21 protein-coding genes are annotated in these 25,356 nt (G+C 43.8%); 8 read left to right on the top strand and 13 right to left on the bottom strand.

All coding sequences use genetic code 11. The annotated features are described in order from the left end of the window. Positions 1–77 precede the first annotated feature (77 nt). The 5 genes from treC to gmhB all read right to left on the bottom strand — a co-directional run bounded on the left by treC (position 78) and on the right by gmhB (position 5,523). Positions 78–1,763, bottom strand: coding sequence for an alpha,alpha-phosphotrehalase (gene treC, locus AB4180_RS05505; protein WP_102249096.1), 1,686 nt, complete (start codon positions 1,761–1,763; stop codon positions 78–80). Positions 1,764–1,902: 139 nt separating this feature from the next. Beyond that, the gene (gene treB, locus AB4180_RS05500; protein ID WP_102249097.1) at positions 1,903–3,327 is read right to left on the bottom strand and encodes a PTS trehalose transporter subunit IIBC; all 1,425 of its coding nucleotides are present in this window, start codon (positions 3,325–3,327) and stop codon (positions 1,903–1,905) included. A 204-nt stretch (positions 3,328–3,531) separates the two neighbouring features. After that, positions 3,532–4,476, bottom strand: a complete 945-nt coding sequence (treR, locus tag AB4180_RS05495) for a trehalose operon repressor TreR (RefSeq protein ID WP_009847445.1) — start codon at positions 4,474–4,476, stop codon at positions 3,532–3,534. Positions 4,477–4,566: 90 nt separating this feature from the next. Then, positions 4,567–4,908: an MliC family protein gene (locus AB4180_RS05490; RefSeq protein ID WP_102249098.1), complete on the bottom strand. Its 342-nt coding sequence runs from the start codon at positions 4,906–4,908 to the stop codon at positions 4,567–4,569. Positions 4,909–4,971: 63 nt separating this feature from the next. After that, complete coding sequence (gene gmhB / locus AB4180_RS05485; RefSeq protein ID WP_012604624.1) at positions 4,972–5,523, bottom strand: D-glycero-beta-D-manno-heptose 1,7-bisphosphate 7-phosphatase; 552 nt, start codon at positions 5,521–5,523, stop codon at positions 4,972–4,974. Positions 5,524–5,763: 240 nt separating this feature from the next. Between gmhB and metN the strand changes: the two genes are divergently transcribed. The 3 genes from metN to AB4180_RS05470 all read left to right on the top strand — a co-directional run bounded on the left by metN (position 5,764) and on the right by AB4180_RS05470 (position 8,347). Further along, entirely contained in the window at positions 5,764–6,798 is a 1,035-nt protein-coding gene (gene metN / locus AB4180_RS05480; RefSeq protein WP_012604625.1) for a methionine ABC transporter ATP-binding protein MetN, read from the top strand. Next, positions 6,788–7,471, top strand: coding sequence for a methionine ABC transporter permease (locus tag AB4180_RS05475; protein WP_009847449.1), 684 nt, complete (start codon positions 6,788–6,790; stop codon positions 7,469–7,471). Before metN ends, AB4180_RS05475 begins: the two co-directional genes overlap by 11 nt. Positions 7,472–7,537: 66 nt before the next feature. Next, positions 7,538–8,347, top strand: coding sequence for a MetQ/NlpA family lipoprotein (locus AB4180_RS05470; protein ID WP_102249099.1), 810 nt, complete (start codon positions 7,538–7,540; stop codon positions 8,345–8,347). Between the two features lie 117 nt (positions 8,348–8,464). Here AB4180_RS05470 and AB4180_RS05465 read toward each other — a convergent pair whose 3' ends face one another. Both AB4180_RS05465 and syd read right to left on the bottom strand, forming a co-directional pair. Beyond that, positions 8,465–9,241: a Zn-ribbon-containing protein gene (locus AB4180_RS05465; RefSeq protein ID WP_012604630.1), complete on the bottom strand. Its 777-nt coding sequence runs from the start codon at positions 9,239–9,241 to the stop codon at positions 8,465–8,467. Positions 9,242–9,245: 4 nt separating this feature from the next. Beyond that, on the bottom strand, positions 9,246–9,791 hold the full coding sequence (syd, locus tag AB4180_RS05460) for a SecY-interacting protein (RefSeq protein WP_012604631.1): 546 nt from the start codon (positions 9,789–9,791) through the stop codon (positions 9,246–9,248). Between the two features lie 131 nt (positions 9,792–9,922). Between syd and queF the strand changes: the two genes are divergently transcribed. The 5 genes from queF (at position 9,923) to xni (ending at position 17,313) form a co-directional block, all read left to right on the top strand. Further along, entirely contained in the window at positions 9,923–10,768 is an 846-nt protein-coding gene (gene queF / locus AB4180_RS05455) for an NADPH-dependent 7-cyano-7-deazaguanine reductase QueF (protein ID WP_009847454.1), read from the top strand. Positions 10,769–10,825: 57 nt separating this feature from the next. Beyond that, a complete protein-coding gene (locus AB4180_RS05450; RefSeq protein WP_102249100.1) occupies positions 10,826–13,084 on the top strand; it encodes a lipopolysaccharide assembly protein LapB in 2,259 nt (752 codons plus the stop codon). Between the two features lie 118 nt (positions 13,085–13,202). Further along, positions 13,203–14,768 (top strand): GGDEF domain-containing protein, encoded by a 1,566-nt coding sequence (locus AB4180_RS05445; RefSeq protein WP_012604633.1) that lies wholly within the window; start codon positions 13,203–13,205, stop codon positions 14,766–14,768. Between the two features lie 262 nt (positions 14,769–15,030). Then, positions 15,031–16,398, top strand: coding sequence for a nucleotide 5'-monophosphate nucleosidase PpnN (gene ppnN, locus AB4180_RS05440; protein WP_102249101.1), 1,368 nt, complete (start codon positions 15,031–15,033; stop codon positions 16,396–16,398). Between the two features lie 141 nt (positions 16,399–16,539). Further along, a complete protein-coding gene (xni, locus tag AB4180_RS05435) occupies positions 16,540–17,313 on the top strand; it encodes a flap endonuclease Xni (RefSeq protein WP_102249102.1) in 774 nt (257 codons plus the stop codon). A 199-nt stretch (positions 17,314–17,512) separates the two neighbouring features. Here xni and AB4180_RS05430 read toward each other — a convergent pair whose 3' ends face one another. The 6 genes from AB4180_RS05430 to thiI form a co-directional block, all read right to left on the bottom strand. Beyond that, entirely contained in the window at positions 17,513–19,543 is a 2,031-nt protein-coding gene (locus AB4180_RS05430) for a TonB-dependent receptor (protein WP_017096795.1), read from the bottom strand. A gap of 450 nt (positions 19,544–19,993) precedes the next feature. Continuing rightward, positions 19,994–21,085, bottom strand: a complete 1,092-nt coding sequence (gene rlmM / locus AB4180_RS05425; protein WP_029223796.1) for a 23S rRNA (cytidine(2498)-2'-O)-methyltransferase RlmM — start codon at positions 21,083–21,085, stop codon at positions 19,994–19,996. After that, the gene (locus tag AB4180_RS05420; protein ID WP_017069500.1) at positions 21,082–21,480 is read right to left on the bottom strand and encodes a DUF423 domain-containing protein; all 399 of its coding nucleotides are present in this window, start codon (positions 21,478–21,480) and stop codon (positions 21,082–21,084) included. The genes rlmM and AB4180_RS05420 overlap by 4 nt, the downstream gene beginning before the upstream one ends. Further along, positions 21,470–22,093, bottom strand: coding sequence for an alpha/beta fold hydrolase (locus AB4180_RS05415; RefSeq protein ID WP_029223795.1), 624 nt, complete (start codon positions 22,091–22,093; stop codon positions 21,470–21,472). The genes AB4180_RS05420 and AB4180_RS05415 overlap by 11 nt, the downstream gene beginning before the upstream one ends. Then, the gene (locus AB4180_RS05410; protein ID WP_017063339.1) at positions 22,086–22,994 is read right to left on the bottom strand and encodes a transcriptional regulator GcvA; all 909 of its coding nucleotides are present in this window, start codon (positions 22,992–22,994) and stop codon (positions 22,086–22,088) included. The genes AB4180_RS05415 and AB4180_RS05410 overlap by 8 nt, the downstream gene beginning before the upstream one ends. 668 nt (positions 22,995–23,662) lie before the next feature. Beyond that, positions 23,663–25,111 (bottom strand): tRNA uracil 4-sulfurtransferase ThiI, encoded by a 1,449-nt coding sequence (gene thiI / locus AB4180_RS05405; protein ID WP_009847462.1) that lies wholly within the window; start codon positions 25,109–25,111, stop codon positions 23,663–23,665. Positions 25,112–25,356 lie beyond the last annotated feature (245 nt).

The following is a 25,356-nucleotide window of genomic DNA, read 5'->3' as shown; positions in this document are numbered from 1 at the left end:
GGGAAGCACTCCAAAGCCTTTGTAGAGGCCTAATTCTTAAGGGGAATAGAACTAGGCTTATAGAAATAGAAACAAGGTTAATCTTCAATCAAGAGAATACGAGTCTCGTAAGGTCGTAGTACTTGGTGATGAGACGCCACTAAACTCTCGCTCACTTGATAATTAGACAACAAGCTCTTAGCCTTCGCCATCTCAAAACGTTCAGGTAAAACGCATTCAGCCTCTTTACCATAATAGTTGTTAATACACAGTAGAGTTTGCCCTTCACTCTCACGAACATACGCAAAAATGGATGGGTGCTCAGGCATAAGGTCTTGATAGCTACCATGAGTAATCACCGGTACTTGTTTACGTAACTCAATCAAAGCCTTGTAGAAATAGAAAACAGAGTCTTTATCTTCGAGCGCTTGTTCAGCGTTGATCTCAGTGTAGTTATTCGCAACATCTAGCCATGGTTGAGCTTGTGAGAATCCGGCGTAAGGCTCACTGTTCCATTGCATTGGTGTACGAGAGTTATCACGAGATTTCTGCGCTAAGATCGCCATCATATCTTGATGAGCCACACCATCACGGTTAACCATGATGTCGTACATGTTGGTACTCTCTACATCACGATACTGACTAATGTCGGTGTAACCTGGGTTGGTCATGCCAATCTCTTCACCTTGATAGATATAAGGTGTACCTTGCATCATGTGCACAGAAGCAGCCAACATTTTAGCCGACTCAACGCGATATTGCTGGTCGTTACCTAAGCGGCTCACGACTCTTGGTTGGTCGTGGTTACACCAGAATAGTGCACCCCAACCTTTTCCGTTCAAGCCAGTTTGCCAGTGGTTAAAGATTGACTTGAGCTGTAAGAAATCGAAGGGCGCATTGGTCCACTTCTCACCATTAGTGTAATCAACCTTAAGGTGGTGGAAGTTAAACACCATCGATAACTCGCTATTATCAATGTTTGAGTACTGCTGACAATGTTCCAACGTAGTTGAAGACATCTCACCAACCGTCACACTACCGTATTTCTGGAATACTGCTTCGCTGATTTCTTTCAGGTATTCGTGCACTCGTGGGCCATCGGTATAGAAACAGCGACCATCACCGATATCATCATTAGGGAAATCTTGCTGCTTTGAAATCAGGTTGATTACATCTAGACGGAAACCATCGACACCCTTCTCAGCCCAGAAGCTAATAACATCTTTCACTTCTTCACGTACAACCGGATTCTCCCAGTTAAGGTCGGCCTGTTCTTTTGCAAATAAGTGCAGGAAATATTGCCCAGTGGCCTCATCTATCTCCCATGCATTACCACCAAACTTCGACTGCCAGTTGGTTGGTGCTTGGCCGTTCACAGGGTCTTTCCAGATGTAGTAATCGCGGTACGGACTGTTTTTGTCGCCCAATGCAGACTGAAACCATGCATGCTCGGTTGAAGTATGGTTGACTACGATATCCATCACGATACGGATGCCACGTTGGTGGGCTTCAGACAGTAACAGGTCGAAGTCTTCCATGGTGCCGAATTGAGGGTTAATCGCGTAGTAGTCGGAGATATCGTAACCATTGTCGATCATAGGTGACGCGTAAACTGGGGTTAGCCAAATCGCATCGACACTCAAATGTTTAAGGTAATCCAGTTTCGAAATGATCCCTTTGATATCGCCAGTACCTTTGCTGCCACTGTCACAAAAGCTCTTTGGGTAGATTTGATAGATGGTCGCGGTTTTCCACCAGCTTTCATCATGTTCAGTCATCGCCATCTCTAACACTCACTTACCAGAAAATATAAAATAAAAAATCACCATGCTTACATGGTCGAATAGCCGTTATAACTAAAAGAAAAAGCTATAACTAAGGGAAAAAGCGATGACTCACTTGAGTCATCGCTTGTTAAATGCATTACGCGTTGGCGGTTTCTAGTTCGTCTTTCATCTGTGCTCGTTTATAGAAGAACAATGTCAGCGTTATCGGCAGTACAACCGCCACCAGCATCGCGACTAAGTAAATCGACCAATATTGAGGTTGAATCGATAAGATGCCCGGCAAGCCACCAACACCGATACCATTCGCCATCACACCTGCACTACCACAGATTGCAGCCGCTGCGGCACTGCCGATCATTGCGCTCAGCATTGGGAATTTGTATTTAAGGTTGATGCCGTACATCGCTGGTTCCGTCACACCTAAGTACGCAGAGATTGCCGCAGGTACCGAGATGTCTCGTTCGCCTTCGCGCTTACTCAAAATGATGATGCCGACAACCGCTGAAGCTTGTGCAATGTTTGATAGCGCAATCAAAGGCCAGATTGGTGTGCCACCTAAGTCTTGCATCAGTTGTAAGTCCACAGCGTTGGTTGTGTGGTGAATACCCGTAATAACCAAAGGTGCGTATAGGAAGCCAAAGACCACTGAACCAAGAACCGCGAAGTCACCTGTCATTGCCACTTTGGCAGCGAATGCCACACCATCACCCAACATACGACCGAATGGGCCAATAAAGGCGTGAGCCAGAATCACAGACAAGATGATCGAGACAAATGGCACGACAACTAGGTACAGATAAGAGGGTACAATGCGCTTAAGGTTGGTCTCAATGAAAGCCAGAGCCACGCCCGCTAACATCGCAGGGATCACCTGAGCTTGATAACCGACTTTCTCAATCACGAACAAACCAAAGTCCCACACCTCAGGTACCGATTTACCTATCATGTAAGCGTTCATCAATTGTGGGGAAACCAAGGTCACACCGAGCGTGATACCCAAAATAGGGGTTCCGCCGAGTTTCTTAACCGTTGCCCAACACACACCAACCGGTAGGAAGAAGAAGATCGCTTCGCCAATCAACCACAAGAAAGAATGAACGGTAGCCCAGAATTGGCTTATCTCAACCAAGGTTTTGCCGTCGAACATGCGAATGTCGCCAATCACATTACGGAAACCAAGAATCAAACCACCCGTAATAATGGCAGGTAGCAGTGGTACGAAAATTTCGGCTAAATGGGAGATACCACGCTCAAGGAAGTTCATGTTCTGGCGAGCCGCTAGTTTCGCCTCATCTTTTGATGATGCATCTTTACCGGTTTGCTCAATAAGAAGGGCGTACACCTCATCAACCTCGGTGCCAATAACCACTTGAAATTGACCTGCGTTAGTAAAGCAGCCTTTTACCAGCTTAAGCTTCTCCAATTCTGCTTTGTTCGCTTGTTCCGTATCATTCAATACAAAACGCAGTCGAGTCAGACAATGGCTGACACTCGCAATATTCTCTTTGCCACCGACTAACTCGATAAGACGCGCAACGTCTTGCTTCGCTATCTTACTCATACTACCCCACCCTGGTTTCATTCAATTACTCATCTAAACCATGCAGCGATAACCACTCGGATTTAGACTTATGGGAACATTCCCAATCACGATTACTATAATGCCCACATGAATGATAAATTAAAATGGGAACAGTCCCATTAATTGAAAGAGATCACACTCTAATTTTAATCTAAGCGGTTCAATTTCGCTTGATTGAGTGGATTATAGAATAGGTGATTGAGTGTGATGAGAGATCTCTGCATTACCTAAAAGCTGAGAGATCAATAAATTAGCGGCCAACTTACCCGCAGATTGATACCCAGGATCAATACTAAATACTCGCGGGAACAAGAAAGAGAGAAGATCATTGCCACCAACACCGGTCACCACCACATCTTCACGTTGTAGTTCTTGCAGACGTTTGATTACACCAAGAGCCAATGTGTCACTGGCACACACAATCGCTTGAGTTGTAGGAGTCAGTACCTCATCCACCAGCTGATAAGCACTTTCATGATGAAGTTGACCAGTACGATAGTTGGCAATCACTCCAGCGCTTTCACACCAATCTAGATAGGCCTTAAGACGCAGTTCACCGGTTGATTTGTCGCTAGGATCAACGCCAATGAAACCAACCTCAGAGATTTCCTGCTCTGCTAGATGCGTTAACGCACTATTGATCACCTGTTGGTTATCATAGTTAATCGACGTCACGTTCTCGGTATCCAGAGCAATCACCACCGCTTTGTGTTCCCAAGCTTCGATTGCAGGAATATCACAGTCAGTAAAGCCAAACACAATGATGCCATCTACATTGCGACGCTTGAGAACCTGAAGGTGCTCATTGGCTTTTTCTCTATCTAGCTGGCTTTCCATGATCACGACATCATAATCCGCTCGATACAACTCGGCCAGCATCGTACTTACCGCTTTGTTTTCAGAAGGAGAGTCCAGACGAGAGATGATGACACCGATGACTTTTTGACTGCCACCACGCATCGACTGCGCAGACTTCGAAGGCGTGTACCCAGATTCTTGAATTACTCTTTCCACCCTTTCACGGGTTTCAGGTTTTACTTTGGGATCATTGGTCAGAACGCGAGATACGGTAGACTTACCAACACCGGACAGCTTAGCAATATCGAGAATAGTGAGTTTTTTGCTCATAAAAAGTCTGACGTTAAAGGGAAGAGAAAGAAAAAGTGAGGGCGAACTCCCTCACTTAACTGTTTGTAAATCCTAGTAGATAACTATGACCTACTTTCGGCAGTTTTTATAGATAACACGGCCAAGTTCTAGGCGTGCATTGTCACCTTTAGTACGTAAAGTTACGCTATTGATCAGTTCAGAGGTTCCATCATCTAGGATGTACTTCGTTCCTGAACCTGCCGCTATTTGAGTGAGGCGATATTCATTCTCTGGCAAACGTAATACCGCTTTTTCATCACTAAGGTAAGCGACCTTAAATGAAGCGTCAGACTCACATTGATAAGTCACGAATTGATCGTCCGATACTGCGCTCTCAGTCTCAGGAGCTGCTGATTTAGAGCATCCGAATAACGCTACCGTACATAGAGATGCTATCAACAATGCTTTCATACTGCGTTCCTCATCTTTATATAGTGAATAACACTTATATCTAAGTGAAAAAGACTTAGTGTCTTAACCTTTTAAGAATGCTGGTACATCTTTAATACTGTCAAGCACGACACTTGCAAGCGCTTCACCTTTTTCAGTGATTGGCTTACCGGTTCTTACCAGTACTTTAGTGCCAACACCCGCCGCTTCTGCAGCCATCATGTCTTCAGCTTTATCGCCGATCATGACCGAGTTAGCCATATCAATCTTCAGAAAGTCACGCGCAGAAATGAACATGCCTGGCTTTGGCTTACGACATTCACAATCTTGTTTGTAGTCACCAACACCGTGCTCAGCGTGGTGCGGGCAGTAATAAATACCATCTAGCTCAACGCCGTTATCAACAAAGTTCCAATCCATCCACTGCGTTAGAGAAAGAAAACGGTCTTCACTAAACATGCCGCGAGCAATACCAGATTGGTTGGTCACTAACACCAATAAATAACCCATATCTTTAAACGCTTTCGCCGCTTCAAACACACCATCGATGTATTCAAAGTCATGTTCATCATGTACGTAGCCGTGATCAACGTTAATCACACCATCACGATCTAAAAAAACAGCAGGTTTAGACAAAATTCAGTTCTCTATCAACTCTCTATTAATCATTAATTATTACACGCTTTATTTGCTTCATCACTATCTATTTAGTTTTGCGTTCGTTAACGATTTGTTTCTAGTTTAACTTCGCAACTCGTGTTTAGCCGTCTAGACGTAAAAATATCTATTGACTTAGATCATAGAACACCATAGCATCATCTGTAAATCGAGTGAGTCATCAATATATTATTCTGTTCTACCTGCACGGGTTTCTCTATGATTAAAGTGAATCAAGTCAATAAGGTTTTTTATCAAGGCACTAAAGAAATCAATGCCTTAATTGATATCAACCTCCACATACCTCAAGGTCAAATCTTTGGAGTCATCGGCTCTTCAGGTGCAGGCAAAAGTACCCTTATCCGTTGTGTAAACATGTTGGAAGCTCCAACATCAGGTGAAGTGATTGTTGACGGTATCGACCTGACAAAACTCAGCAAATCAGAACTTAGCGAAGCACGCCGTAACATCGGCATGATATTCCAACACTTCAATCTGCTGTCTTCTCGTACTGTATTTAACAATGTAGCACTGCCTTTAGAGCTTGCTGGTAAAGATAAAGCTGCGATTGAAGCGAAAGTGAGTGAACTACTTGAGCTTGTCGGCCTATCGGATAAGCGTGATACCTACCCTGCGAACTTAAGTGGTGGTCAAAAGCAGCGTGTCGCGATTGCTCGTGCGCTAGCTTCAGACCCGAAAGTACTACTGTGTGATGAAGCGACCAGTGCTCTGGATCCAGCAACGACTCAATCTATTCTTGAGCTGCTACGTGAAATCAACCGCAAGCTACACATCACGATCCTACTTATTACGCACGAGATGGACGTAGTTAAGAGCATTTGTCACGAAGTCGCGATCATTGGCGGTGGCGAGCTAGTAGAGAAAGGTACAGTTGGCGACATATTCGCACACCCTAAGACAGAGCTAGCACATCAGTTTATTCGCTCAACGCTAGACCTATCTATCCCTGAAGATTATCAAGCGCGTTTGCAAGAAACTCGTGTTAACAGTAGCTACCCATTAGTACGTCTTGAGTTTACTGGTGCAACGGTTGATGCTCCGCTGATGACGCAAATTGCTCGTAAATTCAATATCGATGTCAGCATCTTAAGCTCTGACCTCGATTACGCCGGCGGCGTGAAGTTCGGCATGATGGTCGCTGAGCTGTTCGGTAACGAAGCCGATGATAATGCTGCTATCCAATTCCTACGCGACAACAATGTAAAAGTAGAGGTGCTTGGTTATGTCCTTTAGTTTCAACGAGATTGCTGACTGGATCAGCCTTAACGGCAACCTTCTATTGGAAGCAACAGGCGAGACACTTTACATGGTTGCTGTTGCTGGCATCGTTGGTTTCGCTGTCGGTATTCCATTAGGCGTTATTCTACACACGACTAAAAAAGGTGGCCTGTTAGAGAACACCAAGCTAAACAAAATTCTTGGTGCGGTTGTGAACGTGGGCCGTTCTGTGCCTTTCTTAGTACTGATGGTAGCGATCATCCCTCTCACTAAGATGCTGATTGGTACCTTCATCGGTACAACCGCAGCGATTGTTCCGCTGACGATTGGTGCTATCCCATTCGTAGCTCGACTTATCGAGAGTGCACTACTTGAAGTACCAACAGGTCTAGTGGAAGCAGCTCAGTCAATGGGCGCAACACCCACACAAATCATCAATAAGGTTCTGCTTCCTGAAGCACTGCCGACTATCATCAACTCAGTGACGATTACGCTAGTGACTCTTGTGAGTTACTCGGCAATGGCTGGAACTGTGGGTGGTGGTGGCCTAGGTGATGTCGCGATTCGTTACGGATTTCACCGCTACGATGTGACCATTATGGCAGTAACAGTCGTCATGTTGATTGTGCTAGTACAAATTATTCAATCAATCGGTGATTCATTAGTTCGCCGCGTTGACCACAGATAACGACTTACAGACCAAAATCAAAGTCGTCTGAACCAAATTAAATAGATTTATTAAAAGGAGATTATTATGAAATTTAACCTTAAAGGTTTACTTACTATTGCAGCAGTAGCTTCAGCGCTAGTACTAGCAGGTTGTGGTGATAAAGAAGTCGATACTTCTAAGATCAAAGTTGGCGTAATGGCAGGTGCAGAAGCACAAGTTGCTGAAGTAGCAGCTAAAGTCGCGAAAGAGCAATACGGCCTGGATGTTGAACTGGTCACTTTTACGGATTATGTAACACCTAACGCAGCGCTAGATGATGGTTCTATCGACATCAATGCATTCCAACACACGCCGTACCTAGATCAGCAAGTTGCTGACCGTGGTTACAAGCTAACGGTTGCAGGTAACACTTTTGTTTACCCTATTGCAGGTTACTCTAAAGAAGTTAAATCGGTAGACGAAATCCAAAATGGTGCTCGTATCGCTGTACCAAACGATCCAACAAACCTAGGTCGTTCTCTACTGCTTCTTGAGCAGCAAGGTTTACTTGAACTTCGTGAAGGTGCAGGTCTTCTAGCTACCGTTCGTGACATCGTTGGTAACCCTAAGAACCTAACGATTGTTGAACTAGACGCAGCTCAACTGCCACGTTCTCTTGATGATGTAACTTTATCTATCATCAACACTACTTACGCGAGCTCTATCAACCTGACTCCACAAAAAGACGGCGTATTCGTTGAAGACAAAGATTCTCCATACGTGAACCTAATCGTTTCTCGTGAAGACAACCTAAATGCAGAAAACGTACAAAACTTCGTTAAAGCATATCAAACTGAAGAAGTGTACAACGCAGCTTCTGACATCTTCCAAGGTGGCGTAGTTAAAGGTTGGTAATCAGCTTAAATAGACACTTATAGATACCGAAAGGGGCTGACTCAATGTCAGCCCCTTTTTTAATGATGAAGGTTTGCTAGAAAGTAAAGCTTCTCAGAGTGAATCAAACGAAGTCGATTACTTGAGGTGATCCCAAGAAATGTTGGATACCAGACGGCAATCATCACACTTGAAATAGAAAATATCGTGGATTGGTGCATCAAGCAGCCATTCACCACCACATTGCGGACATTTGCGCTCTTTTTCATCTTTCAGGCTGATCCCACCGACACGATATAAGTAGTAGTAAGTTGGAATCTTAGTCAGAAATTCAATGCGCCCTCTTAGACCCCAACCGCGTTTAAACAGCACACTTTTAGTATCACTGATCTCGGTTAGCGTTGCATGTTCAGCACGGCAACCACCACCCATTTGCACTTCATCACAGGCTTGCCATTCGGTCTGCCATTTCAGTACGGCTTTATGATCGCCATTAAATGTCGGCGGGTTGCGATATAGTGGGATAGGTAACAAGCTATCGCCACTGCGCAGCGGTGAACAGGTATGCACGAACGTCGTGTACAACACTTGCCAGCTCGGCGTTTCATCTTCGGCTACTTCTTCGGAGTTAAGATCTCGGCCAAGCAGACGCATCTTAGGCGCTAATAAACTCGCCGCAGATAAGCGCTCGAAACAGACTTTGACGAAGTCTGAATGATTACGTGGGTGTAAGCTATCTTGCTCCGGACACACAACGCGAACATAGAATTCACCGTCGCCCATCACGATTGGAAACTCACGACCTAACACTTGTCCGTTATAACGAAGTGCATCCATTAAGCCATTAACCGCCTTATCGACAGCGCTTACCGTTGTGTTATCAAAACACTCAAATTGAAGTTCTAGTACGTACATCTATTTATACCGCTGGTTGTAGCTTTTCTAAAAACTCTGCCAATGTCTCGGCTAGTACATCACGATTTTTGGTGCCTAAGCGCTCTAGGATTACGTTACCCGTTAGGTTACAGATAGAGATAACATCCAGTTCAGCATCAGTCGCAGCAATGAAAACCGTTGGTTTTAGCTTCAAACGACGCTGAGTCACTAGGTGACCTAAGATGTTTTCTTGTAGGCATTCGAAATCGTCATCACTCCAAATCTGTAACAAAGTCAGTTCGTTACCATCAAAAGTCGCGTTCATATCCGCACTAAATTGTGCGCCGTAGAAAGTCTTAACGTCTTCATGCAGAGTCAGTTCAATACCCGTTTCAACATTGGTGAAATCTGCGAATTGCTCACGTGGATAGTGTTTCCACAACACGGCATCACCACTCTTTTCTTCTACGCATGGCGATACAATGTCCACCAACTCCTCATTACGAGGTAAGCTTTGGTGTTGCTGCTGCCACGCGTCAACGTATCGCTGACTGAAAGAAAGTAGTGCGTCTTGAGCGCGTTGAGTCATGAAAATCTCCTAAACACAAAATAATAAATAGAATCCGAGCCCTTTCCGTGCCGATTAAGCGATGACTTAATGACAGGGTAATGGGGATTCAGTAAAATCGACCCCATTCTAATCGAATTTGAAACGAAAGTATGAGCAAATATTCTGACGCAAAAGAGCTAGCGGGTTTAACCCTAGGCCAAAAAACTGAGTACTCTAACCAATACGATGCAAGTTTATTGCAACCAGTACCTCGTAGCCTCAATCGTAATGATCTTGCGCTAAACGGAGAGTTACCTTTTGTCGGTCATGATATTTGGACGATGTACGAGCTTTCGTGGCTAAACACCAATGGCTTACCACAAGTGGCTGTTGGTGAAGTGTTCATTCCGGCAACTAGCCAAAATTTGATTGAGTCAAAATCTTTCAAGCTGTACCTAAACAGCTACAACCAAACTCAGTTTGAAAACTGGGATCAAGTCACTGAGCGTCTAACTCAAGATTTGTCAGCATGTGCAGGCGAATCTGTGATTGTGAATGTAAATTCAGTAACCGATTACACCAACCAACCTATCGTGACGATGGAAGGTGACTGTATCGACAATCAAGACATCCAAATCACGAGCTATGATTTTGAAGCGTCACTGCTTGAAGGGGCTGCTGGCGAGCAAGAAGTAGAAGAAACTCTACATAGTCACTTATTGAAGTCAAACTGCTTAATTACCAATCAACCGGATTGGGGCAGCGTAGAGATCGCATATTCCGGAAAGCAAATTGACCGTGAAGCTCTGCTACGCTATTTAGTTTCTTTCCGCGAGCATAACGAATTCCACGAACAATGTGTTGAGCGTATCTTCACTGACATCATGAAATACTGTGCACCATCGAAGCTAACCGTATTTGCACGTTACACGCGTCGTGGCGGTCTGGATATCAATCCATACCGTTCAACTGAGCAAGATAGACCAAGCCACAATAAGCGTATGGCTCGCCAATAATCGGCGTGAACCGCCCAAACTTATTTGAACCTACAAAATCTTTAAAGGGACATTGAAATGCGTTGGTTATACGTTGTTAGTCTATTCATTTTAAGCTTAAGCACATCGGTTAATGCGTCGGTCTATTCGTCGGCGCTCCTCAATGAAGCCAATAACTTGGTTGAGATAGAACCGAGTCAAGCAAAACGAATAGCCAACAGCTACCTAACGCTACGTATCCTTTCAGATCAACGCGAGAAGAGCCCGTCAGCTATTTCTCGTGAAGAGGCCGACTCTTCGATTAGAACCCCGAACAGCAGTATCGATGCGTATAAGATCTTAGCGAAAGCAGAGTTTAATCTAGGCAACATTCGTATTGCGATTCAGCACATCGACAAAGCCTCTGAGCTAGCAAAAACCTATAAGCTTGAGTATCTAAAGTTAGATCTGGAAATACTTAAAGTTAGGTTACTTTGGCTTACGGACAGAAAATCTGCCCAAGCAGAATCAGAGCTAAAAAAAATAGAAACAAGCTTAGAGTCGGTTAATAAGACCTTACGCCTGACGGAAGGGATTACCTATCGCTTAATCATGTTGAAAGCCGACATTTCCTCTTATAACAACAACGTAGGGGAAGCAGAAAAACTCTATCAAGAAGCAAAAACTTACCTAGAACAGCGTCACTCGGAAAAAGTCGTCATTGATTATCACATCACCGTCGGCGAGTTTTATCTTACCCATAAAGAGTACAACCATGCACTATCTGAGTTATTGTACGGCTACTGGAAATCAGTAGAAGGTAACCTGAGTTCGCGCTTGGCTAAAGTAAACCGCCTACTTGCACAGCTTTTCTTTGAACGTCAAGTATTAGATAAAGCTCTAGAGCACCTGTCTCAAGCTGCTGACTTTTATGATAATTTTGAAAGCTCTCCCATATTAGCGCAAGTACTAAAAAAGATGGGTGATGTGTACTTCAATCAAGGCAAATATAACCTTGCCCTCGTGCACTTTTTCAATGTCCTTGATCATGAGAGTACAGACCGAGACATCTACCAAGTCATTGACATTCGTCTAAGTTTATCTGCGACTTACTTACGACTTTATAACTACCCTCTAGCCGAGCAATACCTAGCACGAGCTCTTGAACTGCTGGAGTATTCCGACATTCCTAAATTGGAAGGCCGCGCTGCACTCTTATCCGCAGGTTTGGCATACCACCTACAAGAAAGCGAAGATGTAATTAAGCATGCGACACGTGCGCTCAAGATTTCGCGTCAGGTAGAAAACATGCGCCTGTCGCAACACTCCTACCACTTGCTCTCTTTAGGTTATGAGCAAGCAGGGCGTCCACAACAAGCGCTAGCAAATCTCAAACAATACAATATCCTTGTCTCTTTGGAACAACAAAAACTCAACCGTGTTGGTGAAGACGCATTCCGCCAACAAAAAGAGTTTGCCGAGCAAACGCTCCACTATGCAGGTCAAGAACAAGAATTAGAGAAATACAAACTTGAGCACCATAAGTTCCAGAAAATATCGTTCGCCTTATTTTTGTTCAGCATTGTCTTGTTCTTCTTTGTGCTACGCCGAGGCTACATCATTCAAACCTTAGTCACGGAAATGGATTCACTGCGTACCGACCTATTTACACACTCACGCTCAAAGCTTCCAAATCTAAGAATGCTGAACGCGAAGCTATCAAATTCTCTAGAACAAACCAGCCAAAACTTCGAACAATGGCAACTTGGTGAGTTGATTCATGAACCACTCAACGACCGTTTACGCTTTGTGATGATAGATTTACCGTTCCTACGCAATATGTACACTCAGAACGGTTATAAAGCAGGTTTAGAGCTCGAAGATGCTTTCGGCGAGTTCCTTAAATCTAAGCTTGAAGGTCCTGCGCGCGTCTACCACTTCTCGGATGCGAACTTGCTTTACATCGAACCAAATGCTGACCGTGATACATCGCCTGAGGCTATGTTCAGAAAGATTCAATCTTGGATTAATCACTTCGAACCAGAGCGAAACATTAATCGAACCGTCCGCATGGGCATCGCTGACTACCCGTTCTTGCCACGCGCTTATACCGCGATTAACGACCAAGAACTCCTCGATGTACTATTAATGTCGACCAACCTGGCACGTGAAATCAGCCTCAAAGAACGCAGTAGCCAATGGGTTTACCTTAAAGCCATCGACAATGCCCCCGCAGCGAGCCTTGCAACGAGTAACATAAGAGAGGCTTGTAAACATGCGATTAATCAAGGGTTAATAAAGATACAATCCTCACACCAGAATGAGGACAATATCAAAAAAATGCTAAAAGATGACTGATTTGCGAGCGGTTAAACGTCGTAGGTCGTGACCTTATTTTTAGTTTTGTTATTATCAAGGTCACGGAATTTCATCTATACGATCGAGTACGATCTACGCGGCGCTAATTAATACATCTATGGGCATTCTTGAAAAAGACATTCAGGCGCAACTCCACCAGCTGAAATATCAGTTGGATCAAGTCCGCTTGACGCAAAGAGATACCTCGTTCAAATTTATTCGAGAACAAAAAGTTCTCAAGCGTATCGTTACGTCTTTAAGTGATGCATGTGTTGGCAGCAACACTCATTTAGATGAAAATCTCATTGCCCTTAGGGAAGAGCTCGAAAAGCAAAAAGACATTAGCTCAATGATCCCCAAGTTGGCAGTATTAGAAAGGATGCTCAAGCAAAAAACGTTGGCTATGGATAAACAGAACGGATATCTGGATGATAGTATTAAGCACAGTGGGGAAACGCTGCAGCGTATAACTGGCCTTCCGGCACAGCTAAAGCGCGATCTAAGAAACTTACTTAGCTTCTCCGAGTGTCATGGCAGTCAAAAAGTCGACCATGCGATGAAGCTTCTCAGTATTTATGAGCGTGCCATTAAGATTATGGCAAACAACTCACGCACTCATTTTGCCGACGTAGATCAATCAACTGAACAAGAACTCCTTTCCGAACTATCAAACGAATTACAACACCTGATCACTGAACTCGACTTCGAGGGTGAATCGGGGGATCTACTGACCGATATTCGAGCGAAGCTACTACTTGGTGTTTCAACACAAAACCTACTTGAGCTAGCACTTCAGATCCTCAAACTGGTGATTGATGGCACGAGCCTAGAGCGTAAGCAGTCTGAACAATTTATAGAACAACTCAATTCCTCGCTCGCTTCTAGTATCAAAACAGCAGATCAAAACTCCGACCAGAGCCAAAGCTATTTTGAACATCGCCAAGGTCTTAATTCTGAGTTGAATGAACTTGTTACTAAGAGCCAAAGCTCTGTTGATAAAGCAACGGATATTGATAACTTAAAACTTTCGATAAACCCGCTACTCAGTGAAATTGCCTCTCTTTCAGAAAGACTGAATCACGCAGAACAGAAAGAACAAGCTCTAATAGAAAGAATGAGCTACGGAAAAAACCAATTAGATTCGCTCTATGAAGTCACCCAAGATTACCGCAAGCGTCTAGAAGATCAGGCTCAGCGTATGCTGCTTGACCCTCTGACTAAGATCTACAACCGTACCGCCTTCACCGATCGTTTAGAGTTAGAATATCGTCGCTGGATTCGCGCACAACACTCACTAAGAGTCGTGCTGCTAGATATCGATAACTTCAAAGCAATTAACGATAGCTTTGGCTATACCGCTGGTGACAAAGCACTCAAGATCATCGCAAGAGCGATCACCAAAGAAATTGGTACTACCGATACTGTCGCTCGCTTTTCTGGTGAAGAGTTCATCTTGCTACTTCCCGAGCAAAGCGATGAATATTGCCATCAAGTGACTCAAAGCATCCAGAATCAAGTCAGCCGCTTACCTTTCAAATTCCGTGACCAACAAATCACAATTACCTTGTGCGCGGCAAGTACTCCGTTTAAAGAGTCAGACACACCTGAAGAAGTATTAGAGCGACTCAATAAAACACTAAACAAAGCCAAACAGCGCGGTAACAACCAACTTGTTTGGGACTAAGACAGCCCTAGATTTAATTTATTTCATTTTTTCAAATACTTATCACATACCATATCCCTCAATGTTTGCTAAGCTAATGATTAACATTCGCTTAACAAGCATTCTTGGCAAGCAATGCTGTATTTAAAAGAGCAACGCTGTCGTAATCGTTTCGTCTGGTTAATTCTCTCGCCTTTAACCAAACACTTTCAACGTTAGCTTCTCATCTCGAACTAAAGGGCTACTTCCAACGTCCCCTAGTTCCTTTCAACAAGGAGGCACTATGATCACTCATATCAGCCCTGCCGGTAGCATGGATTTACTCTCTCAACTTGAAGTTGAGCGTCTTAAAAAAACCGCATCTAGTGATCTGTACCAGCTTTATCGTAACTGTACGTTAGCGGTACTCAACTCGGGTAGCCACACCGACAACTCCAAAGAGCTGCTCGATAAATATCAATCGTTTGATGTTGAGGTCGTCCGTCGTGAGCGCGGGATCAAACTCGAACTGAGCAACCCTCCAGAACATGCCTTTGTCGATGGTGAAATCATCAAGGGTATCCAAGAACACTTATTCTCAGTGTTGCGCGACATTGTCTATGTCAACATGCACCTTGCAGATAACCAAAGACTCAACCTAACCAATGCCACTCATATTACCAACCTTGTATTTGGCATTTTGAGAAATGCAGGCGCACTTACGCCAGGTATCGAACCTAACCTGATCGTGTGTTGGGGTGGTCATTCAATTAATGCCACTGAATACCAGTACACTCGCGAAGTGGGCAATGAACTTGGCCTGCGTGAGCTGAATATCTGTACCGGTTGTGGACCGGGGGCAATGGAAGGGCCAATGAAAGGGGCTGCCATTGGTCACGCTAAACAGCGCTATACAGACCACCGTTACTTAGGGCTAACTGAACCATCAATCATTGCGGCTGAGCCACCAAACCCGATAGTGAACGAACTGGTGATCATGCCAGATATCGAGAAGCGTCTTGAGGCATTCGTTCGTATGGCGCATGGCATCATTATTTTCCCCGGTGGCCCAGGTACGGCTGAAGAGCTGCTGTATATCTTAGGGATCATGATGCACCCAAATAACGTCGACCAACCAATGCCAATTGTTTTAACGGGCTCAAAAGAGAGTGAAGCTTACTTCCGCTCAATCGATAAATTCATCGGCGAAACCTTAGGGCCTGATGCGCAAAAACACTATGAGATCGTAATTGATGACCCAGCACGCGCTGCGAAAATCATGAAGCAGGCAATGCCAGATGTACGCTCTCACCGTAAAGAGACTGGCGATGCTTACAGCTACAACTGGTCACTGCATATTGAACCTGAGTTCCAACTGCCATTCGACCCTACGCATGAATCTATGGCGGCGCTTGATCTGCATATGAATCAGAAAACAGAAAGCCTTGCAGCTAATCTGCGTAAAGCCTTCTCAGGAATTGTGGCAGGTAACGTCAAAGCTGAAGGTATTTTGGAGATAGAGAAACATGGCCCCTTCCTCATTGATGGCGACAAAGAGCTGATGACAAAAATGGACCAGCTGCTGAATGACTTTGTTGAACAGCATCGAATGAAACTGCCGGGCGGCACTGACTATGTTCCTTGCTATAAAATTATGCCTAGCAGCGAATAACGGCAAGTAACTGATAACAAGCCACAAGCATAAAATTAAACAAGTCATGACGTTTACGTCACCAAAGTTTCAACTCACCAAGTGATACGTTACTATAAGGGGCTAGCAGCCCCTTATTTATTGCCTATTTAGTGGAAACTTATGTCTATCCATCTTGTTATTATCGATGCCTTGAACCTCATCCGACGCGTGCACTCTGTTCAGCCGGACCCAACCGATATTGCAAGAACCATCACCACGACAGCTCGCACTCTTAATCGCATCCTAAACGAATCAAAGCCCACTCATATCATTGCGGTATTTGATCATCATTTACAAGATCGAGGTTGGCGCGCGGAAGTCCTTCCCGCTTATAAGCAAAACCGTAAGCCGATGCCAGAACCATTGATGAAAGGTCTCGATGCGATTCAACAAGCTTGGTGGGAATTAGGGATTGATTCACTGCTCTCTGACGGCGATGAAGCGGATGATCTAGTTGCAACATTGGCAAAGAAAGTTGCTGACCACGGAGAAACTGTCACTATCATTTCGACAGATAAGGGCTACTGCCAACTGTTGTCTCCAACGCTACAAATCCGTGATTATTTCCAACACCGTTGGTTAGATAAGCCCTTTATCGAAGCGGAATTTGGCGTAAAGCCAAAGCAACTGGCAGATTACTGGGGATTAACGGGCGTCAGCTCAAGCCAAGTCCCCGGAATTCCAGGTATAGGGCCAAAAGCAGCCAAAGAGATATTAACGACATACCCTGATATCGAAACAGCATTCCTAGCTGAAGACTTACCGAAAAAGTATCGTAAGAAATTCGATGAGCATATCGAGTCGGCTCGCGTATGTAAGCTCGTTTCTGCACTCAAAACAGACATCGATTTGGGTTTTAATCTGCAAGATATTCGCTACGAAGCTGTGTCTTAATCTGACGTCACAAATTCAGTCATTAAAGCTAACCGTTAGAAATAAATCCGCTTATAAATCAACAAATAGAAAATAAATCATTAGAAAGCAGAAAGCCTTAGTCTGAACTAAGGCTTTTTTGTTGTTTCATTTTAAGACGAAACATTGCACTTATACTGATAACTCTCTATTTCTAGAATAACTTTCAGCTAAGAGCAGATTAGAAGCTATAAGCGATAGAAGCTTTAAAGTTACGACCCGCTTCATAGCTGGTGTACTTTTCTGAACCCCAAGAGATACCAAAACCAGTATGCTCAGCGTACTTCTTATCAAGCAGGTTATCGATACCAAGGTTCATCTCTAGGTCTTTAGCAAACGTAGGTGTGTAAGCCGCCCAAATGTTGTGCGTTGCGAAGCCTGAGCGTTTGATCTCTTTGCCTTTTTCGTTCTCGTAATCGTTCCCCGGAACAAAGCGTGAATCCCAACCAAACACAAATTCATTGTTTAGGCTGTAGTTAAAACCGGCCTTAAAGTTATGAATACCGGTTTTATTCATGTGACTTGTCTTGCCGTTTTTCAGGCTCTTTTGCTCACCATCAGAGTAAGAGTGGTTAGCGTAAACACTTAATGCATCTAACTGATAGCTCAATACTGTCTCTACACCCCAAACTTCAACATCATACTTATTAGATAATGTTGCGTTGTTCTTAGTTGGGTGCATTTGGTTATCAAGGTCATAGGTATAAGCCGTGAAACCTAGAATCGCGTAATCAGCCGCAAGCAAACGTGTTAGCTCGTAATCAAAGCCAGCTTCGTAGTTATTACCCGTCATCGCCTTAGTATCAGACTGCTTAACTTTGCTTGGTGCTTTCATCGTTAGCGTTTCTGGTAGTGACGCGCCTTTAAACAGACGACCGTAACCTACACGAAGTTTTAGGTTTTCCGTTGTTTGGTATTCACCTTTGAACTTTGGAGATAGCTGATCAAACTCACCCTTATACACGCCACCCAGTTTATGAACGTCGTAACGAAGACCTGTTGTCAGACGGAAATCGCTGAATTCGTACATATCTTGTAGATACAGACCGTAAGCCGTCACCGTACCACCATCCATGCTGTAGTTCTCGGTTTGACCTTGCTTAGTACCGCTTAGATATACGCCTTGACCAGCATCAATCCATTGCTTGGCTTTGTAGCCCTCAAGACCATAAGTAAGCTCATGCTCACCAACCCAAGAAACGTTACGAATGTCACCACCAATGGTTGTTACATTGTATTCACGCTTAGGGTAAGACATTTTGCCATCTTTGAACCATTTACCTGCCGGTGTTTTGCCCCAAGCGGTACCTTCAAGAGCATCACGATCCATGTATTGACGGTTGTAGTAAACATTACTTTTCAGATGAACTAGATCACTACCTGCATCGTATTCGTGCTGTAGCGTCACTGTATCGCGATTAAGCGAATGATAGTCGTGTTTATCGTCAGCATACAGAGCACCCGCCTTTTCGCCAGAAAGCTGACGCGTACCACCATCACTGTATCGGTTGAAAGTCAGTTTAAATTCATTGGCATCATTAGGAATGAAAACAACTTTAGCCAAACCCGACTTAAGCTCACCCTGCTTAGAGGTTACCGCTTCTTGATCAGGAATGTGCAGATCGCCATCTTCTGAATAGTTCGCAATACCCATGAACTCTAGCTTGTCGTTCACTTTTGCATACACAGCAACGTTGGTTGCAAAACGCTCATAAGCTGTTTGATAGCTTGTTTTTACTCGAGCACCAACGCTTTCACCCGGCTTAAGAAGATCGCTTGGGTCTTTCGTTTCGTAGCTAAATGAACCATTGATAGCACCAGAACCTGACAGTGCAGAGTTACCACCTAATTCAATTTCAGCTCTTTTTAGCATTGCAGGATCAATCGCTTGGTCACCAGAGTGGTGGAAAAGCTGACCTTCTTGTCGCGCACCATCAATAGTCACTACGGCAAATTTGTCTTCCATACCACGTACAAATACTTTGCGAGAGTAACGTGCGTTCCCGTCAACCGTAACGCTAGGCATAGTATTCAAAACATCTTTGATGTCTGATGCTTGCTTCTTTTCCAGTGTGTCAGAGTTGATTTCAGTCTGAATCAATTGGTCAAGGGCAGAACCGATAACGACTACGGTTTCTGGTTCGTCGGCAGCAAATGCTGTAAATGAGGTTAAGGCAACCGTAACGGCTACTGATAGTGCTTTAAGTTTCATAATGCGACTTATATTTTATAGATTTAAGTGAAAGTGCACGAATGGTACACGACACTAATTACAATGTTAATAGTAATAGTTATCATTTACATTCTTTACTTACATTTACTTACTTATAATAAAATACAATTTGATTAGGATGTTCTTGCTGTAATTTACTGCTGAATTTTAAATAAACCCTTCTTCGTTTCATCGCTGAACTAGGTAGCCGTAAGTATCGATAGCTTACGGCTTTTTTGTCTCATATCGACACTAATAGTCGACAATTCGACGACTATCAACCAAGTTGAATTAGTCATATTTACACTTAAATATGACTAAAAAACGCACATAGACCAACCTTTCTAAACTATCAGTACGAAGCGATAATCAAGCTCATAAACAAACTTAAGATATAAAAAATGCCCCTAAAGGAGCATTTTATTTATCACTGACACACTAACGTAAATATTAGTACGGTGAGATATTCGAAAGCGACTGAATATGAACCGTGATCTCTTCGCGATCGTGGTAAAGGTGCTTCGCCTGCATCTTGAACTTCACTTTGTTATCAATCAGGAACTGTTTTAGGTTTTCGATATCCTGCAGAACTTCATCGTAACGGCCTTTCATTGGCAGTTTAAGGTTGAACAGTGCTTCTTTCGCCCAGCCTTTGATGATCCACTCCCCCATTAAATGAGCAACACGAGCCGGCTTCTCAACCATGTCACAGATAATCCAAGTGACGTTCTTACGGTCAGGTTCGAATTTAAAACCATCCACCATGTGGTGCTTAATTTGACCCGTTTCCATTAGGCTGTCTGCCATCATGCCGTTATCAACACAGTGAACAAACATAGAGCGCTTAACCAATTGGTAAGTCCAACCACCTGGACACGCGCCTAAATCTACGCCCCACATACCCGGAGCCAGACGTTCGTCCCACTCATCACGAGGGATGAATACGTGGAATGCTTCTTCTAGCTTCAATGTAGAACGGCTTGGCGCATCTGATGGGAATTTCAAACGAGGAATACCCATGAAGAACTGTGAGTTGTTAGTTGGGTAAGAGTAACCAACAAAACAGTGACCCGGCGCGATAAAGCATAAATGAAGCACTGGCTTCTTAGCGTTGTCTTTCGCTGTCATCAGCCCTTTACCGCGCATTGCCTGACGCATTGGCACAGTAAACTTACGGCAGAACTTCAAAAGCTCTTTCGCTTCATTAGTGTCTGGTGTTTCAATACGGATATCGCCACAACGTGGGAAACCTTCTTTCTCAGAAAGCGCCTCAAGAATTGGAGAAATACGATCATCAGTCGGCAGATCTTTGATTTCAACCGCTACCGCGATCATTTGACGAGCAAAGATCAACGATTGGAAGTCGATCTCTTTTACCAGTTTATCGGCTTCGCCTGCTTGATAACATTCAAACAATACAAAGCCTGTATTGTTCTTTAAGCGAGGAAAACCAAACACTTCCAGTTGTGTTGCCTTGTCTTGAATTTCGCCAGCACATTCTTTTTCAAAACCAGAGCGACAATAAAGTAGTACGTGTTTCACTGAGTTACCTCTTTTATATTCAAAGCAGCGAAGGAGAAGACTCCCCAACCAATGATAAATAGTAGACCACCAAACGGTGTTATAGGGCCAAACCATTTTATTCCTGTCAGTGCTAAGCCATAAAGGCTGCCACTAAAACAAAGGATGCCGATGATAAAGCAAATTGCCGCAATGAAAAAATATTTTTGTGATTTAGCACCAAGTTTCATCTGTAGCAGAGCACCACACGCCAATATTGCTAGTGTATGGATAAACTGGTACTGAACACCTGTCTCAAACACGCCTAGCAGATACTCTGGCAAGACAGCTTTTAACCCGTGAGCGGCGAAGGCACCTAGCATTACGGCTATTGCGCCAGAGATACCTGCAAAAGTGAGTAAATACTTACTTCTCATTAAGCACCTCTTTGATAAACGCCGATAGTTTCTCAACGGTTAACGCTATGTTCTGCTGTTCGGTGTAGCCAGAGCTCTTACGAGGCTTAAAGCTGTGATCGCCATCAGGAATAAACTCAACACGAATCGAATCCGACAGGTCGAAATCAGCAAACTCTTCTCGCTTACCAAAGGTATCACGTTCACCTTGTAGAATAAGACACGGCTTTGCTAACTCAGCCAAGTGCTCACCTTTGTATTTCTCTGGTTTGCCTGGTGGATGGAAAGGAAAGCCTAAACAGGCCATTGCAGCCACCTTATCCACTTCAGACAAATGACTCGCCATACGTCCTCCCATCGACTTACCGCCAATAACAAGCTTATCGGCATCTACCTGTCCGATAATCTCTTGGTAAGCTTCGAGCAGTTTAGGGGCTCGATCAGGTGGACGACGCTTACCATCTTCAGCACGCTTGATCATGTAAGGGAAATTAAAACGAATCACTCGTATCCCTTTAAACGCCAGCCCTTTTGCTACCGACTGCATGAATTCATGATCCATGCCTGCGCCAGCACCATGTGCAAAGATAAAAGTTATTGGGTTGTCTTCACCATCAATGATGAGGTTATTCATCAAGTAAGTCCTCTTGTTCACTTTGCGCTTTCGCCAACATCCAATCACGGAAAGTCGCAATACGCCCCATGTCAGCTTGTTTCTCATGACACACCACATAGAAGGCGTTCTTACTTACCAACACTTCATCAAAAGGTGCAATCAAACGACCTGCTTCGATTTCAGGTTGCGCCAACACATTATTACCCAAAGCAATACCTTGCCCGTGAGCGGCCGCCTGCAACACCATGGTTGAGTGACTGAAGATAGGACCATGGTTAACGTTAACCCCATCGATGCCATTTTGCTTGGCAAACTGTTTCCAATCCTTTCGAGATGTATCATGTAATAGCGTATGGCATGCCAAATCACTGAGAGATTCTAAAGGTTTAGCTCCTAGCAGCACGGAAGGTGAGCAAAGAGGGATCAAATATTCTTGGTAAAGCTTATCGGCTCTGAGCCCCGACCAGTTCCCTCGGCCATAGTAAATAGCCACGTCTACATCATCGGTCAGCGAGCCTTCATCCATATCAACGGCTTTGATTCTTACATCAATATCAGGTTCTTGCTGATTAAAGTCAGCGAGTCTTGGTACCAACCATTGAATAGCAAAACTCGGCGGCAAACTGATGGTCAATGCGCCCTTCTCACTTCGCTCAAGAACTTTGTCTGTCGCTTCTGCCAGTGATGTAAAAATATCTTTGATATCCAAGAAGTAGCTTTGGCCTTCTTCCGTCAGCAACAAAGAGCGGTTTCTTCGACGAAACAGCTTCAAAGATAAGAATTCTTCAAGCGCTTTAATCTGATGACTGACCGCGGCTTGAGTAACAAACAACTCTTCTGCGGCACGCGTAAAACTCAAGTGTCGAGCAGCAGCTTCAAACACTCTTAGCGAGTTTAATGGGGGTAATCGACGAGACATAGTTACTCTCTAAATAAGCATTAGTTTTTTTTATCTGAAACATTATAATTTGTCCATTGCCTAGCGGCCAGAGAAATTCTATATTTCATCCCGCAGCAGCTAGCCTGAACGGCTTGATTCTCTCTAGAATCAATTGGTTTAGCTCCTGCGATGTTGTGTTTGCAAACTCGTTCTTTTCGAGTTGGGTAGAGTTCTACCAAATGTTTTGTTGCAGTTCTATACTGAAACGAGGCATGTACTTCCTGTATTTATTTTGACCTGTCTGTCAAATTTGTTTACACCGCCTTATGGGCGGTGTTTTTTTATGTCCAAAGAAAAGTAACAATAAGTTTATCAATAGCTGTGCTAATTAATCTTTATTATTTTTCATCGCTAATCACAGAATCAGACACCCACTCAAATAAACAACTGAACACATACAAATAGCACCATTGAGTTGCACTAAAAAGTAACAGAATACTTCAAGATACTCACACTTCTTCAGTACTTATAGACCCGTTTAGATCTCACCAGTTCTATCAATCCAAAATTTCAAAGCTGAGCATGACGATAGCACGTCCAAACGCATGCCTCTGTCTACTGTCAATCCTTCATCATAGACAATAAAAAAGCCGCTTACTTTTCAGTATGCGGCTTTGCAAAATTATTAACGGTTGGTCAACACACCACTATGGGCGGTAAACCTTAACGTTGTGGAAGCCTTGTTCTTGCAAGTAAAGCGCTTGCAGACGGCTCATGACACCACGGTCACAGTACAACAAGTACTCTTTCGATTGGTCTAGGTCACCAAACTGAGTTGAAAGCTTGAAGAACGGGATGTGTTTGATTTCAACACCATCGATCTCTAGCGGGCTTTCATCTTCTTCGTCTGGGCTACGGATATCAAGAACGACAGCGTGCTCAGCAACGGCTTGAACTTGCTCCACTTCTGGTGCCTGTTCTTGGCTCTCTTTCTCGATATCACGGATATCCATAATACGAGCGTTCTCGATCACTTGCTCCAGCACTTCGAAGTTAAACTTAGCTTCTTCCGCTTCTAGTTTGCCTTTCTTCGCTTTCACGGTTGGCTTCTTAGAGATAACACCACAATACTCAGGCATTACTTTAGCGAAGTCTTCAGTACCAATCTTACGAGACAGGTCGATGATGTCTTCTTTGTCCCAGTTGATAAGTGGACGAAGGATCAAAGTGTCCGTCACGTTGTCGATATGACGCAGGTTAGTTAGCGTTTGGCTAGAAACCTGACCAAGAGCTTCACCCGTTACTAGTGCTTCGATACCAAAACGCTCTGCAACCATACCACCAGCACGCATGAACATACGCTTAAGAACAACGCCCATTTGACCGTCTTCAACGTTCTCAAGGATCTCTGCAACTACAGGTTCAAAATCAATAGAGATGAACTTCACCTTTGCAGATGAACCGTATTTATCCCATAGATAATGAGAAACCTGCTTAACACCAATCTCGTGAGCAGGGCCACCAAGATTGAAGAAGCAGTAATGCACTTTAGAACCACGTTTGATGTGTAAGTAGCTTGAAACACCAGAATCAAAGCCACCAGAGATCAAGCTAAGCAGATCTTCTTGAGTACCAAGAGGGAAACCACCTAGGCCTTTATGACGTTCAATAACTTGGTTTAGCTTATCGTTCTCGACTTCAACTTTAACGGTAATATCTGGATTTTTCAGTTTTACTTTTGCTGATTCAACCGCTTGATTTAGACCGCCGCCTACGTAGCGTTCTAGCTCGATAGAAGTAAAATCATGCTTACCACGACGCTTAGCACGTACAGAGAAAGTCTTACCTTCAATAAGAGCACCGCTACGCTCGAGAACTTGCTCGTAAATGTTGTGCAGGTCTTTAAATTCTGATTGCTGAACTTCAAGGGAGTGATGAATACCCGGAGTTTGCGTCAATACTTCAAGTGTTTCTTTAAAGTATTTGTCGCTCTCAGACGTCACTTCGATATGGTCACGGCGGTTGAAGACAGCCACAGACTCAGTACGACGCTGAAGAATAGTACGAATATTACGTTCTAGAATCTTTGTGAAGCGCTTACGCACCGATTCACTTTTTACAAAAATTTCCGGGTGGGGCTTAACAATAAATTTCATAGTACTTTCACGCCAATAAGGTTCACAATTTTAATAGGTTCATCACCACGTAAAAGGTCATTTCACATAGTTATTGAAGCAATAATAGATCAATATTAAATCTAAGGGCGCGAATTATACATGAGAAAATCAAACAAGGAAAAGAGTGCGTGCTTTGGTGCCATTAATAAACTCACCTTAGTGACAAACTATCGTCTCGATTTCATCCAAGCTCATTTATCCATATCTTCTCTTCTCTTCTCTTC

This window comes from Vibrio sp. 10N.286.49.C3, assembly GCF_041469545.1.
In the GTDB taxonomy this organism is placed as follows: Bacteria; Pseudomonadota; Gammaproteobacteria; order Enterobacterales; family Vibrionaceae; genus Vibrio; species Vibrio tasmaniensis_A.
The sequence above is the reverse complement of the archived record's forward strand: the minus strand, read 5'-3'. Positions and strand labels throughout refer to the sequence as shown.

Coding starts and splice junctions, on each gene's coding strand:
- treC (WP_102249096.1), bottom strand. CDS start 1,763: ATGGCGATGACTGAACATGATGAAAGCTGGTGGAAAACCGCGACCATC.
- treB (WP_102249097.1), bottom strand. CDS start 3,327: ATGAGTAAGATAGCGAAGCAAGACGTTGCGCGTCTTATCGAGTTAGTC.
- treR (WP_009847445.1), bottom strand. CDS start 4,476: ATGAGCAAAAAACTCACTATTCTCGATATTGCTAAGCTGTCCGGTGTT.
- AB4180_RS05490 (WP_102249098.1), bottom strand. CDS start 4,908: ATGAAAGCATTGTTGATAGCATCTCTATGTACGGTAGCGTTATTCGGA.
- metN (WP_012604625.1), top strand. CDS start 5,764: ATGATTAAAGTGAATCAAGTCAATAAGGTTTTTTATCAAGGCACTAAA.
- AB4180_RS05475 (WP_009847449.1), top strand. CDS start 6,788: ATGTCCTTTAGTTTCAACGAGATTGCTGACTGGATCAGCCTTAACGGC.
- AB4180_RS05470 (WP_102249099.1), top strand. CDS start 7,538: ATGAAATTTAACCTTAAAGGTTTACTTACTATTGCAGCAGTAGCTTCA.
- AB4180_RS05465 (WP_012604630.1), bottom strand. CDS start 9,241: ATGTACGTACTAGAACTTCAATTTGAGTGTTTTGATAACACAACGGTA.
- syd (WP_012604631.1), bottom strand. CDS start 9,791: ATGACTCAACGCGCTCAAGACGCACTACTTTCTTTCAGTCAGCGATAC.
- queF (WP_009847454.1), top strand. CDS start 9,923: ATGAGCAAATATTCTGACGCAAAAGAGCTAGCGGGTTTAACCCTAGGC.
- AB4180_RS05450 (WP_102249100.1), top strand. CDS start 10,826: ATGCGTTGGTTATACGTTGTTAGTCTATTCATTTTAAGCTTAAGCACA.
- AB4180_RS05445 (WP_012604633.1), top strand. CDS start 13,203: ATGGGCATTCTTGAAAAAGACATTCAGGCGCAACTCCACCAGCTGAAA.
- ppnN (WP_102249101.1), top strand. CDS start 15,031: ATGATCACTCATATCAGCCCTGCCGGTAGCATGGATTTACTCTCTCAA.
- xni (WP_102249102.1), top strand. CDS start 16,540: ATGTCTATCCATCTTGTTATTATCGATGCCTTGAACCTCATCCGACGC.
- AB4180_RS05430 (WP_017096795.1), bottom strand. CDS start 19,543: ATGAAACTTAAAGCACTATCAGTAGCCGTTACGGTTGCCTTAACCTCA.
- AB4180_RS05420 (WP_017069500.1), bottom strand. CDS start 21,480: ATGAGAAGTAAGTATTTACTCACTTTTGCAGGTATCTCTGGCGCAATA.
- AB4180_RS05415 (WP_029223795.1), bottom strand. CDS start 22,093: ATGAATAACCTCATCATTGATGGTGAAGACAACCCAATAACTTTTATC.
- AB4180_RS05410 (WP_017063339.1), bottom strand. CDS start 22,994: ATGTCTCGTCGATTACCCCCATTAAACTCGCTAAGAGTGTTTGAAGCT.
- thiI (WP_009847462.1), bottom strand. CDS start 25,111: ATGAAATTTATTGTTAAGCCCCACCCGGAAATTTTTGTAAAAAGTGAA.